At 30.1% G+C, this 13,922-nt stretch carries 10 protein-coding genes and 3 pseudogenes; 6 read left to right on the forward strand and 7 right to left on the reverse strand.

Annotated elements, in window-relative coordinates:
- Positions 1–97 precede the first annotated feature (97 nt).
- The 3 genes from COB47_RS01195 to COB47_RS01205 form a co-directional block, all read right to left on the reverse strand.
- A complete protein-coding gene (locus tag COB47_RS01195) occupies positions 98–1,450 on the reverse strand; it encodes a sensor histidine kinase (RefSeq protein WP_013289605.1) in 1,353 nt (450 codons plus the stop codon).
- A complete protein-coding gene (locus COB47_RS01200) occupies positions 1,447–2,100 on the reverse strand; it encodes a response regulator transcription factor (RefSeq protein ID WP_013289606.1) in 654 nt (217 codons plus the stop codon). The genes COB47_RS01195 and COB47_RS01200 overlap by 4 nt, the downstream gene beginning before the upstream one ends.
- 579 nt (positions 2,101–2,679) lie before the next feature.
- Positions 2,680–3,966: an IS110 family RNA-guided transposase gene (locus COB47_RS01205; protein ID WP_013289607.1), complete on the reverse strand. Its 1,287-nt coding sequence runs from the start codon at positions 3,964–3,966 to the stop codon at positions 2,680–2,682.
- A 333-nt stretch (positions 3,967–4,299) separates the two neighbouring features.
- Here COB47_RS01205 and COB47_RS01210 point away from each other — a divergent pair, with 333 nt between their 5' ends.
- From COB47_RS01210 to COB47_RS01220, 3 genes are all read left to right on the forward strand, one after another.
- Positions 4,300–4,851, forward strand: a complete 552-nt coding sequence (locus COB47_RS01210; protein WP_013289608.1) for a DUF2680 domain-containing protein — start codon at positions 4,300–4,302, stop codon at positions 4,849–4,851.
- Between the two features lie 249 nt (positions 4,852–5,100).
- Positions 5,101–5,931: a hypothetical protein gene (locus COB47_RS01215; RefSeq protein ID WP_041742628.1), complete on the forward strand. Its 831-nt coding sequence runs from the start codon at positions 5,101–5,103 to the stop codon at positions 5,929–5,931.
- A 195-nt stretch (positions 5,932–6,126) separates the two neighbouring features.
- Positions 6,127–7,491: a hypothetical protein gene (locus COB47_RS01220; protein WP_013289610.1), complete on the forward strand. Its 1,365-nt coding sequence runs from the start codon at positions 6,127–6,129 to the stop codon at positions 7,489–7,491.
- Between the two features lie 152 nt (positions 7,492–7,643).
- Here the strand turns inward: COB47_RS01220 and COB47_RS12435 are convergent.
- Positions 7,644–7,823 (reverse strand): annotated as a pseudogene (locus COB47_RS12435) (ISNCY family transposase); the annotation flags it as partial.
- A gap of 120 nt (positions 7,824–7,943) precedes the next feature.
- Positions 7,944–9,305 carry a hypothetical protein gene (locus COB47_RS01225; protein WP_013289611.1) on the reverse strand — a complete coding sequence of 454 codons (1,362 nt, stop codon included), beginning with the start codon at positions 9,303–9,305 and terminating at the stop codon, positions 7,944–7,946.
- A 383-nt stretch (positions 9,306–9,688) separates the two neighbouring features.
- On the opposite strand from COB47_RS01225, the pseudogene COB47_RS01230 reads away from it, so the two are divergent.
- From COB47_RS01230 to COB47_RS12440, 3 genes and pseudogenes are all read left to right on the forward strand, one after another.
- Positions 9,689–10,628: pseudogene (locus COB47_RS01230) on the forward strand (transposase).
- On the forward strand, positions 10,612–11,190 hold the full coding sequence (locus COB47_RS01235; protein WP_237698951.1) for a hypothetical protein: 579 nt from the start codon (positions 10,612–10,614) through the stop codon (positions 11,188–11,190). The pseudogene COB47_RS01230 and the gene COB47_RS01235 overlap by 17 nt, the downstream one beginning before the upstream one ends.
- A 120-nt stretch (positions 11,191–11,310) precedes the next feature.
- Positions 11,311–11,490 (forward strand): annotated as a pseudogene (locus COB47_RS12440) (ISNCY family transposase); the annotation flags it as partial.
- Between the two features lie 56 nt (positions 11,491–11,546).
- On the opposite strand, the gene COB47_RS01240 reads toward COB47_RS12440, so the two are convergent.
- Both COB47_RS01240 and COB47_RS01245 read right to left on the reverse strand, forming a co-directional pair.
- Positions 11,547–12,920: a hypothetical protein gene (locus COB47_RS01240; RefSeq protein WP_013289612.1), complete on the reverse strand. Its 1,374-nt coding sequence runs from the start codon at positions 12,918–12,920 to the stop codon at positions 11,547–11,549.
- A gap of 153 nt (positions 12,921–13,073) precedes the next feature.
- Positions 13,074–13,901, reverse strand: coding sequence for a hypothetical protein (locus COB47_RS01245; protein ID WP_013289613.1), 828 nt, complete (start codon positions 13,899–13,901; stop codon positions 13,074–13,076).
- Positions 13,902–13,922: the final 21 nt, after the last annotated feature.

A 13,922-nucleotide genomic window follows, 5' to 3' on the forward strand; every position in this document is an offset into this window, starting at 1 on the left:
ATAGAGCTAAAAGATAATATTAATAGAAGTTGTAAGTAAATTCTTAGGGCTGGTATAGATTTACATCCCAGCCCTTTTTAGCACTTAAATAGTTTAATTAATATTTGAGTTTTACCACAAACTCAGCACCTTCTCCTTTTTTACTAAATACACTAATTTCACCATTATGCATTTGTATTATCTCTTTTGCTATTGCTAAGCCCAGCCCGCCTATTCCTTTTTTTGCACTTTTGCTGTAAAATCTATTGAAAATATAAGGCAAATCTGCTTCATCAATACCTTCCCCATCATCTTTGATTGATACTTTGATAAAGTCATTTTCTTTTTCAGCTTTTATATAAACGTTTCCTGTGTCGTTTGTATGATTGACAGCATTGATAATAATGTTGCTAAAAGCCCTTTTTAGAAGTTTGCTATCAGCTTTTGTTACGATATCATCTTCAAAAAGCCAAAACTTCCTATTTCCTTTTATAATGTTTACTTCGCTGATAATTTCATTAAAAAGGCTTTTTAAGTTTATAGGTTGTATATTCAACTGTATAGTACCAGATTGTAGTTTTGATAGCTCAAGAATTTCATTTATAAGATTATTTAGGTGGTCGGCCTCAACCATGATTGAGTAGGCATATTCTTTAATTTGGTCTTTGTTTAATATGTCATCATATATAGCTTCAGCATAACTTTTTATTATGCTCAGCGGAGTTCTCAATTCATGAGTTGTATTTGCTATAAAGTCCCTCCTTAGCTTTTCGGTTTTAGAAAGATTTTGAGCCATAAATGTGATTGTTTTTGCAAGCTCACCAATTTCGTCTTTGTTTTTAATATCAATTTTAATATTGTAATCTCCACTTGTTATAGCTTTAGCAGCATCAATGATCTTAAGAATGGGTTTTGTAAATAAACTGCTAAGTACATATGCACCAATAATTGATACCAAAATAGCAATAATAAAAAGCATAAAGATTTGATTCTTGACATTCTGAAGGTCATTTTGAATATCATGCAAAGGTGTATGGATAAATATTGCTCCTACAATTTTGTTATTGTTAATTACAGGTATTCCTAATGTAATTAATGTACTTCCTTGAAATGTTTTTTGGTCTGTCCGATAGATAGTTTTTCCTGATAATACATCTAAAATTACTTGTCTTTCAATGTTCCTTGTTCTTCCAAACATAAATCTGCCATGAGATTCTATCAAATTTCCGTTTGCATCATATATTGATACGCTTCCGTTGATGATATTAGCGATATTGTCTGCTTCGCTTGAATAATCAAGGTTGTTCCTGTATTTATCAGAAATGTCTTTTGCATATTGAATTATTCTATTTTTTAGATTAGCTTTAAAACCACTTGTGACAATATTTCCTTGAAGAAAAAAGCTTAAAGCTAACATACAGAAGAGTAAAATAAGTGTATAAATCAATAGTTTAAAACTTATCCTTCTCATTTTTTCACCTCAAATTTATATCCGTATCCTCTTACTGTTTTTATACAATCTCTGAGTTCACCAAGTTTTTCGCGCAAGTTTTTAATATGTGTATCCACAGTTCTGAGGTCACCGTAATATTCGTAGCCCCATACACTGTTTAAAATCTGTTCTCTTGAAAGAGCAATATTTTGTCTTTCGTATAAATACAATAGAAGTTCATATTCTTTTTGGGTAAGATTTAATTTTTGACCTTTTACATATACTTCTCGTGCTGCTTTGTCGATGAACAAAATGTCATTTGAACTGGGCTTTTTGGTTCTCTTTAAAATTGCCTTTACACGTGCAACAATCTCCTTGGGACTGACAGGTTTTACAACATAGTCATCAGCACCAAGTTCAAATCCGAATATCTTATCATCATCCTCTCCACGGGCTGTAAGCATAATAACTGGCGTATCGTCTTTTTTCCTTATTTCTCTCAACACACTCCAGCCATCTTTTTGGGGTAACATCACATCTAAGATTACAACAGAGTACATTGAAGGTTGAAATTTTTCGATTGCTTCGTTTCCGTCCGATGCTTCTTCTACTTCAAATCCTTCTTTTTCAAGATACAATTTCATTATTTTTCTTAGCTTTTCTTCATCTTCAATCAACAATATCTTCAAGATTAAAATTTTCCCTCCTCTCTCAATGTATCTTTGATTTTCTCAAAATATCTCTCGATTTCTTTAAATTTCGCTATCGAAACAAATAATATCATTCTTGATATTGCTATTATTGCTTTATTCTACCATGCGAAGATTAAACTCAACCTACTTTTTGTATTAATTTAGATATTTTACCATATTACGGCGGGTTTTTACCCACAATAACCATGGCGTTTACCCTCTCATGTCTCTCAGGGTCTTTGCTTATTTGCCCTCAATTCCTTCGTCCCATCTACCATGGCGTGGAAGTCGGTTATGCTCGTATGCAGGGTCTTCGCCCTTATGGGGGATGTACTCCGACCACCCGCTCTCATTTTTCAATCTACCTATAAAAAATCATTTAATTCCTTTTTCCTTCACTTCTTACCCTCAACACATTCTCTATGATTTGAACTCCTACCAAAAGGGGCGCTTTGCTTCTTGACATGACTTTATTCCATTCGCAAAGCTAAGAAACTTTTACCCCTTCAGATGTGAATCACTCAAACTATTGCTCCTACTTTAAACTAAGATTTCTCAAGTTATCTTTTTATTCTTTTACGCTGTTCTTGCTAATGTCTCTCTCTTTATATCGCTCAACATCTTATTACCATCATACCTTATCCCTTTTTTCAAAATCGCATAAAATATCCTTATCAACTTACAGCAAAGCGCTATCAGTGATTGCTTCTTCTTCAATGGATTGTTCTGCCGCGTTGTGTAATACATGTGCAGCTGTTTAAATTCTTCATTCTTTGCTACTATTGTAATCATGGCCCTGAACAAACTACTTCGAAGCCGCCCTCGCCCTCTTTTGCTTATACATGTCTGCCCCTTGTACTTGCCAGAACTATTCTCAATTATATTAAGACCAGCTAATTTCTGGATCTGTCTCGCATCCTCATACCTCCTTATATCTCCAACCTCAGAAATAAACCCAACTGCTGTTTTTACACCAACACCTTTTATTTCAAGCAGCCTATCACCATTCGGCACATCTTTCAAAAGCTCTGCCATCTCACCTTCTATCTCTTCTACCTGCTTCTTTAAAAGCTCATATTCTTCAAGCAAATATTTTATCTCTTGTCTTGCCAGCTTTCTACCTTCTTTTTTACCTATACTCCTTTTAGCAGTCTCTACTAAATCCATCGCCCTCCTGCGACTAATCGCACGTTTATCTACTTTGTCACGCCAGTACTCTATAATCCCTTCTACTTCCTTTTCTATTACATCACTTGGCAATGGCATCTCTTTTAGGGTCAATAGCGCTACCTTGCCTTCCCAATCAGAAAATACCTCTAAAAACTCTGGAAAATAGATATCCAGCCAGTTGATTATTTGATTTTTTAAAACGTTCAGCTGTTTTTGTAGCCTTTCATATATGTTCATCGCTACTCTCATCTCAGCATATATACCCTCGGGTATATTTGGTTCTGTGTATCTTCCATCCTTCACAAGCATCGCTATCGTCTTCGGATCCTTTATATCGCTCTTTGTTTGCGTATTATCATCAAGCTCCTTGCTCCTCTTCACGTGAAAAGGATTCACTAAAACCACTTTTATGCCATTCTCTCTTAAGTACTGCTCAAAGCACAGCCAGTAATGCCCTGTAGGTTCTATCCCAACTATCATGTTGTCTTTGCCATTGGCTTTCATTATCTTATTTGCCCAATCCAAAAATTTTTCCATACCTTCTTTTCTATTCTCAAACTCTATTCTCTTGCCAAGCTCCACTCCTCTAAAATCAAATGCTCTTCCAACATGCCTTTCCTTCGCTATGTCTACTCCTACAACTAAAGTTTTTTCTGTTACTTGTAATATCTTTTCATTTTGTGTATACTTCAAAGAGGGTACCTCCTTTGTTGTGTTTTGTCGTAAGTTGTACAACTTACATTCTGTATTTTACCAGGAGGTACCTTATCTTTTCAAATCTCATTTTTCGTCATTTTCACTCATTTTCGTTCATTACAGGAATGCTCTTGTAAATTTATATACAGGCAAAATTAATTCTTAAATAGATTTTATCAAAGATTTGATAAAAAATCTTTATTCCTATACACAATTTAGTAAAAAGATTTTCTTCACAAAAACTCCACAATTTCTTCACATCAGTTTCACAAAACACCTTTATATTTAAACTTGCAAAACAAAATTTTAGTTTTTGGGAGGTTGATTTAAATGAAAAGAAGAATAGGTTTTGTGGTAGCCGTGGCTTTATTAGTGCTTGCCCTGAACTTGGCTGCTTTTGCCGCAACAAGTGTTTCAAACACCAATCCAGCATCAGCAACTAATACCACAGTTTTGCACATGGCAAGAGGATATGGTGCTCAGTTTATGGCATCAATTGTAGCAAAGCTGACAGGCCTTACAGTTGATGAGGTTGTATATTTGAGGTCCCAAGGACAAACTTTCTACCAGATAGCTTTGTCAAAAGGTGTGACAGCTGAGAAGTTTAAGGATGCTATATATCAAGAAAAAGTTGCTTTAGTTGACCAAAAAGTAAAAGATGGCGTTATTACAAAAGAACAGGCTGATGCAATAAAAGCACAGATGAAAGCACGAATTGATAGCTGCAACGGACAGGGTTACGCAAACAGACCACAAACTGGGTATGGACTATTTGGTGGTGGAAATGGGCAAAAGCAGGGTATTTGGCAAGGCAGAGGTATTGGCTACGGCAGAGGTATGAGAGGTTTTGTAAATGGAAATTCTTCGAATCAATCAAAATAAGTAAGTAGAAATTTGGGCTTAGCAGGGTGTTTTTGCTCTGCTAAGCCTATTTTTTATAAACAATTTTAACCAGTTTATAATAATCTTCTTAGGTTGTTAACACTAAAATAAATTGTATTCAAAGATGATTTTGAACATTTAACAATAGCAGGTCCAAAAAATTTTTCTTAACATAATCTCAATTTCCAAAAAAGCCTGAAAATTAACAAGAGCAGGCATCTAAATAATTTGCCTACCCCAACTATTGACATAGAGCCCAAAATAAAAAGAATATTAGCTTTAATTGTTTGTATTAGCTTTATATTAACCTTTTTGCCTATCAATTCTGTCAGCTTTGCAAAGCCAAGATATGATGTTTGGAAAGATAAAATAAAGGTTTATGATGCTGACGAAAAATTCAAAAGAGCAGAAGCTGAGTATGAGGGGTATAAGTATATTGCAACGTTTGATGAAGATACAAATGAAATAAAATTAAAGGTCAAGCCAATTGCTACTAAAAAGTTTGATAAAAGTTTGGATAGCTCAAGCTTGAATGAAGAAAGAAACTTTTCTGTAAAAGTAGAATACTTTGATGGTGAGAATTTAAAAGCAAAGCTAATTGATGAAAAAACAAAAGAAGAGTATAATATTGGTGATTCTGATACTGTTTCGGCTCAGTATGTTATAGCTCTGCCGACAGTATTAGGACTTCTTGAAGAACTTTTATATATCCTGCTTGGTGCTGCTGGGATAGTTTTTGTTGGTGGAGCCACTTATTATTTAGCTGAAAAATTAGCTGATAAAATAAGAAACAGTTCATATGATTATTTCTTAGCTTATATTTCTAACGACAAAAAGCTTTATGTTGGTCCTGCTGTCGATTTTAGCACAGCTAAGGCTATTGTTTTAGACAGAGGGGATATATTTGCAAGAAGGCAAGATTTAGCTTACAAGTTGGCAAAAGCTGTTTCTGAGTATGCACATGCTGGTATACGTCATGATGATAAACCTCACGATAGTGACGATCCAAATTATTTTCCACATTACCATATTATTTTCAATCCCTACAGTAGACAACCACATATATTTTATCCCTATTAATATTAGTAAACCCAAGTTTTAGTTGTAAAATATTACCTGGCTTTATTTTGAGATTTTTAGGCTATAACTTTAAAAATTAATTATGATTAAAAGTAATAATCGCTTATTATAATAAGCTATAGCCTTTTTTGTTATTAAACTATAGTTAATTTATTGATCAGTAAAATTTCTATAAAATAGAAGGAGGTGTTCTAGATGGCATTGAAAGTAATATACCTGCAAGATATTTGCGAGGATTACTACAAGTTTATTAAAAATCTATACAGTTCAAATAACTCTGACAACAGAAAATATCTCTTCGGTAGGGAAAAATATGGAAATATTTTTCTTGTAAAGATAATGGAAAATCCATATATTTCAGAAAGCAACTTTAATAATATTATTGGTATTTCTTTTCTTGATATAGCAACATTAGAAAGCAAACTATACTTTTTTGAAGATAAAATAGAGAAAATTATATTTGTTGATGACGTAAATTATATTCTTTATTGTTATCGATATATAACTGAAAACAAAGAGCTAAAAATAGTTATTTCTGAAGTCAATTTAAGAGAACTTTCTGAAAGGAATATCTTAGAAGTGCCACTCATAAGTATGGATACTTTTAATGACTTTCTTAATATTGAATTGTATGTAGAAATGTTAAATCATCAATACATAGCAATATTCTGTTATAATACTTCTGGCACATCTAAAAACAAAATTAAGATTATTCTTGCCGATATTATAAAAAATACTTACTATACTTATATTCCAAAAAATTGCTGCGGAGATTACTTGCTTTATACTTTTTCCTCTATGAAACAAATACTTTTAGATAATAAGAACAGTTATATATTTATTAAAACGGGAAGAATTTCACCCGATGAGAAAGAAACTTTATGGGATAAGAATAATATTAAACATATCGTAGATTCTTTAGAAACTTTTATACTTTACCCTCAAGATAAATTTATTCAGGATATGATTTCACAAAAACTTTATTTTGATACTTATTTAATTGATTGTTCATTAAGAGATTCATCCTTTAATTTTTACCACTATACAGAAGGTAACTATTATTTTTATACAAAATACCATTTTGATACTAACAAGACAGAACTAATAAGAATAGACTTGCGAGATCTCCTAAAAAAGTCTTTATTTGAGATTAGCGATATTGTTTATTCTATTTTCAGGGATAAAGAGGGCAATTTTGTATTATTTAATTATTCAATTGAAAAATATGATTTTAACCTGAAAAAAATTGTCATATCCAATGATTTTATTTTGAGTGGTGAAAAACAAATAGTAGAAATATACATCTCCGATGACGAAAATTTATTTCTAAATTATGCCATTGACTTGATATTTGAAAATTTTTTAAACAAATATTTGATAACATTTTCACCATTTATTGATTTTGATAATCCTAAATATTACAGGATAAAAATTTATTCTACAACAACTAAAAAACCTATTTATGATTTTCAAACAAAGTATCCAATATATATTGGTTGCGCATATGGACTTATAAATAATCCTTCTAACCGGGAGGAATCTCTTTTAATATTGTGTTAAGACAGCCTACTATGAATAGTATTCCCAATTTATAAGACAATAAAAATATCCCATAAAAAGCAATAGTACTAAAAGTTTTGCAGCAAAAAATTATTATCAAATTAGCTTATTGAATAAAAATTATTACCAATAGAGTAATAAAAAGATAACAATTATTGATTCCATTCATAAGCAAAAGAAAATTTTTTGCCTTCTAATTTTCTGAGAAACTGTTCAAGCAAAAAGTTTTAAGTAATCTAATCGGTATGCCTTTTGTAACTTTTAAATCCTCTTAACCTAATATTCTCAAGGTTATACTCACCTTTCAACTTGCTAAAAAGTTTTTCTATTTTCATTACTTAAGCTTGTGTGTTGGTTTGGTTTTTACAAATTAAAATTATATCACAAGGGGGATTTTTTACCCATTACTGTATTCTTGTTAATATGGATTATCTCTTTTATTCAACAACTTTTTAACTTTTTTTCAAAAATCGAGGATAAATCATAATCGCATTAAGATCATTTGTTTTAGGGTTTACAACAAATAAGTAATTTTCTCCATAGCCTATTTTTGCAATAATCATATCATTATTTACTGAATATATAAGATTTTGTCCTGACTCAATGTTTTTTGTTTCAACAATTGTCTCATTATTAAAAAACTTTACATCATTTAAAATTTCATTTGATGAAATTGGAATTGGTAATTCAATAAAAAAAAGTTGGTTAGATTCGATATAATGTTTTATAAAGTATTTACTCGGTATTCCTCCTATTGCAAAAGGGTAAAAAGGAATATACATGATAAAGTGTTTACCTTTTTCTTTGTATATTGGAGGTATTTTTTCTAACGGGAATGGTAAAGAACCAATATAAGAACTCTTTTTAGTCTCTAAATTGTATGAAATAATATCAGTTTTTTTAGTTATGAAATTTTCTTTATAATATATGATTGAATAGGATTTGCCGTTTAAATAATATGGATTATAAATACGTGCTTTAATTGGGAAATCTAATGTTTCGCAATACTCAGCTTTATCTACTATGTATTTATTAAACTTAAATTTTCCATTGACTAAATTCTGAATTAATTCTTCGCAGGGTATAATTATAATAGCTTCTGTTGAGTTTGCAAAATATTGATTTTTTGCATAGAAAAATTTTCTTTTATCAAATGAACATATTTGTCCAGTTTTGATTAATATATTCTTTTTGCCATTAATGCTTACAAAGGACATGTCTAATAATTCATAAATGTAGTGCTCACCTATAATGTGAGGATCGATAAAAATCTGTTGTTCCCCTATGATGTCGAAAACTAATGCAATTTTATTCCTAAAATAACTAATATTAGGAGTTATTGCAATAATATATCTATTATTTATAGCGCATACATAGATAGGTATATGATTTATTAAATTTATGTTCTCTTCATAATAATCCAAAGTATACCTGTATACTATTTTCTCTTCATTCTTAATTATATCAATTTGGAATATTTTCAATTCAGCTAAATTTGATGAGATAGCTTTTACTGAATAACCAAGCAAGCTTAGTTTTTCTTCATCAAAATAAATTATTTCTGAAATTTCGTTTTTTGTGATATGAGTAAAAGTCGCTTTAATATTGTTATTTTCTAATGCCACAATTATAATTGATTGTATATTATATGTATCATAACAATCGCTAATGGTAAATAACACGTAACTCTTACTCTGATAAATGACACTTACATTATTAATGTTTTTTGCTAATAATGAAGAAACATCAAAATTAGTAGGATTTCCAAAATTATTAAATAATTCATTTAAATTATATATCACAATTTCAGACATATTGCTATGCTCACTCCATTCCTTATTTTGTTTTTAACATAAGACATAGGGTTGTTGCAGTTTTAATTACAACAACCCTACTAAGTTATCCTTATGGGAAGAAAATATGACATGGTAATTTATATACAAAGCTTGATGTTATATATCGATAAACATGATAATGATAAAAATAAATAGAGCTATAACCATCTTTGTCAGGTCCTCTTACAAAACCACCAAAAGAAGATAAATTTGCCACATTTTATGTAAGTGTACAGAGGTTGTTGAATAAAAGAAATAACCATATAAAGTAAACATAGTAACAAATGAAAAAAAAGCCCCTTGTGTTATAATTTAATTTAATAGAAAACCACAACAAAACACAAGGGGGAAAAGATATACTCATGAATATTAAAGCACAAAATAAGAAATTTTTAAAGCTACTTTTTGTAGTGAAAAAGGTTGCTGAAGCTCTGAGAAGGGGAATAAAGCACAATAGAAGAGGACGCCCAAGGAAATTTAATTTGTTTCAAATAATAGCTTGTCTGGTTTACAAAGTTAAGAAGGGGATAAAGAGTTTTAGAGAATTAGAATATCGAATAAATCAAGACACAGAGTTTAAAAGAGCAATAGGTATAGAAGAAAGTCCGGACTATTCATATTTTGCAAAGTTGTCAAGGAAAATAGAAGAAGAATACATGCAAGATATAAGAGAGATACTAATAGCTGAAATAGAACCTGATATTGGTATAGCGATAGTAGATTCTACACCTTTGAGAAGTGCCAAAAATGATTCAGAAGCAAAAATAGGTATACATATTACAATAGGATTTTACAGGGGATACAAATTACATCTTTTGTGTACAGGTAAAGAAGAAGTAATACCACTTTTCTGGATTTTAACAGGGGCAAATGAACATGACTCAAGACAAGAAGAGCTTTTGGCAAGAAGCATGGGGCTTTGGCTGTGAGATTGTATTAGCAGATGCGGGATACGATTGTAACAGATGGTTTAATATAGCAAATGAGCTTAAAGTTAAATTTGTTGCTGGGATAAACAAAAGAAACATGAAAGATAAAAACAATGTTAAGAATGTTTTTAGAAGAAATAACATAAGATTTTTAGAAACTGAAGAGGGTAAAAAGCTATACAAGCATAGAACAAAGATTGAAAGACTATTTAGTAAATTAAAAGGTGAATATAATCTTGAGAATGTGAGGCTCAAGGGATTTAAGAATTATAAAAGGTATATTGATTGGATACTAATTACTTTTCTGTTTGAGCAACTTCTCAGAAAAGTAGAAGGTAAGAAGTTTTCTTTCGCATATGAATGGAATCAATAACTTTTGCTCATTTTATGTATTGTTGGTAATAATTTTTATTCAACAACCTAATCCATATTATTTAAACGGCAAATCCTATTCAATCATATATTATAAAGAAAATTTCATAACTAAAAAAACTGATATTATTTCATACAATTTAGAGACTAAAAAGAGTTCTTATATTGGTTCTTTACCATTCCCGTTAGAAAAAATACCTCCAATATACAAAGAAAAAGGTAAACACTTTATCATGTATATTCCTTTTTACCCTTTTGCAATAGGAGGAATACCGAGTAAATACTTTATAAAACATTATATCGAATCTAACCAACTTTTTTTTATTGAATTACCAATTCCAATTTCATCAAATGAAATTTTAAATGATGTAAAGTTTTTTAATAATGAGACAATTGTTGAAACAAAAAACATTGAGTCAGGACAAAATCTTATATATTCAGTAAATAATGATATGATTATTGCAAAAATAGGCTATGGAGAAAATTACTTATTTGTTGTAAACCCTAAAACAAATGATCTTAATGCGATTATGATTTATCCTCGATTTTTGAAAAAAAGTTAAAAAGTTGTTGAATAAAAGAGATAATCCATATTAACAAGAATACAGTAATGGGTAAAAAATCCCCCTTGTGATATAATTTTAATTTGTAAAAACCAAACCAACACACAAGCTTAAGTAATGAAAATAGAAAAACTTTTTAGCAAGTTGAAAGGTGAGTATAACCTTGAGAATATTAGGTTAAGAGGATTTAAAAGTTACAAAAGGCATACCGATTAGATTACTTAAAACTTTTTGCTTGAACAGTTTCTCAGAAAATTAGAAGGCAAAAAATTTTCTTTTGCTTATGAATGGAATCAATAATTGTTATCTTTTTATTACTCTATTGGTAATAATTTTTATTCAATAAGCTAATTTATTCAACAAGTTAATTTTTTTACAAAATTAGGATAAATTATGAATGCATTTATTTCATTTTTGGCTATATCCAAAACAGGCACAAAACCTTCATCAAATTTTATTGTCAAATAGGATTTTTTATCATCCAGAAAATACACTTTGAATTCTCCTTTTAAAGTGTTTTTTGTTACAATATAACTGACTTTAGATGAATAAGAATATAGCTTTTCGAATATTTCGTCCTTTTCTATCATGAGCTCTTCTTTCATTCTTTGACAATTTTCAAGGTATATTTTTTCAAGAATTAATTTTTGTAGATTTGAATCAGGTAGATTAGAGTAGCTTGCTTCTACAACAAAATACCCCTTGTCATCACAATTTATAAAAGGTGTTTCTCCTTCAAAACTTGCTATTTTACAAGCAACTCTTTTTTCTAAATCAAATTTGAAAATATCTATGCTATTTTTGTTAAAACTTTCTTTTGAATATAAAATGAAAGGTAAATTTTTAGCAATTATAGGCGCGAACATTTTATCAAAATGTAGAAAAGGTTCAAATTCTATAGTTTGGCTTTGATCTGCCATTGCAATAATGTACTTTGAAAAGTCAATTTTTTTCTGGCTTATTGCCTCATCAATTAGTTCTTCAATGGGTGCTACAATTAAAGTTTCAATTTTGTCTGTGTATTGAGCAGAATTTGAATTGTAAAAATCTCTTTTCTCAAATGAACATATTCGACCTGTTTTTATTAAGAGATATTTCTTATTTTCATGCGTTTGAATAACTTTAAAGTCTGCTATTTCAAATATATTGTGATTTTCAAATAAATAAGGATTAATTTGAATTTCTTCTTTGCTTTCTGTATCAATAATTTTTGCAATTTTCGTTGGGTAATTAGGTATAATTGGAGTGATAATTAAAAAATATCTTTGATTTAAAGCGCTAAGATACAGAGGTTCTATAGAGTCACTCTCTGGGCTTTGGTCTAAATAGCCTATTGAAAAATTGAAAATTATTCTTTCCTGGGCATGACAAAGGTCGACTTGTACGATTTTTATTTCTATTAAATCCCTATTTACCTTTTTCATTGTATATCCATATAATATACAATTTTCGTGGTCAAATAACAAAATCTGCTGAACGTTATTTAAAAACCTATAAAAAGTGCAATTCAAATCTTTACCTTTAACAAAGCAAATACTTTCTACACCAACTTTGGGAAAGTACTGAGCTATTTCAAACAGAATATCAGCTTTAGGAGTAATTACAGGCTTTAATACTAAAGCATTAATGGTTGATTGTAAAGAAGGCGGAATTATTATGGTTTCATCAGGTTTGTATTCCAATATTTCTTTACATAGGTTATATATATTAATAATGCTTATTTCTCTCATAAAAACACTCCTCCTTATAATGTTATAAGCAATCATCACTAACAAAGTTTATACTATCTGATTAATTTAATATCATTGGTTATTTAAAATCAAACGGGCTGTCATTTACGGCTGTAAACAGCCCGTTGAATTGTACTATATAGCATACAAGTATCAATATGGGAAAAAAATATGAGAAGCTAACTTATAACCATACGCATCTTTTACATGATAATGTGGATAGTAGTTTGCATAATCTTTGTGTCTTTCTGGTCCAATTATAGTTCCTCGTTTACTATATGCAACGTTTAAAGCAAGAGTTTTTGCTTTGCTTTCAGTTCTGCAGAAAACATCACCTTCGAATAATGAAACTCTATTATAAGCGGTTTCATAATCAATTGCAGGTCCAATATAAACGTTATTATTTCTAATTATTGCCATATAATAATCATAACTACTATTTTTTATCTTTTCTAGAATCCTCGAAGCTGCTATATAAGTTATTCCGACAATTACAATTGCTTCACCAATGGCTAAAAGTGCCGAAATTAGTGCCTCTATTAATCCTACCGCAATAGGCAAAGCAATAACAAACTGTGCCGAAACAGTGTCAGAATCACCAATATTATACTCTTCTTTTGTTTTTTCATCAATTAGCTTTGCTTTTAAATTCTCACCATCAAAGTATTCTACTTTTACAGAAAAGTTTCTCTCTTCATTCAAGCTTGAGCTATCCAAACTTTTATCAAACTTTTTAGTAGCAATTGGCTTGACCTTTAATTTTATTTCATTTGTATCTTTATCAAACGTTGCAATATACTTATACCCCTCATACTCAGCTTCTGCTCTTTTGATTTTTTTGTCGGCATCATAAACCTTTATTTTATCTTTCCAAACATCATATCTTGGCTTTGCAAAGCTGACAGAATTGATAGGCAAAAAGGTTAATATAAAGCTAATACAAACAATTAAAGCTAATATTCTTTTCATTTTGTTTTTCATTTTTAACACCCCTCCGAACTC

The organism is Caldicellulosiruptor obsidiansis OB47, assembly GCF_000145215.1.
Classification (GTDB): Bacteria; Bacillota; Thermoanaerobacteria; order Caldicellulosiruptorales; family Caldicellulosiruptoraceae; genus Caldicellulosiruptor; species Caldicellulosiruptor obsidiansis.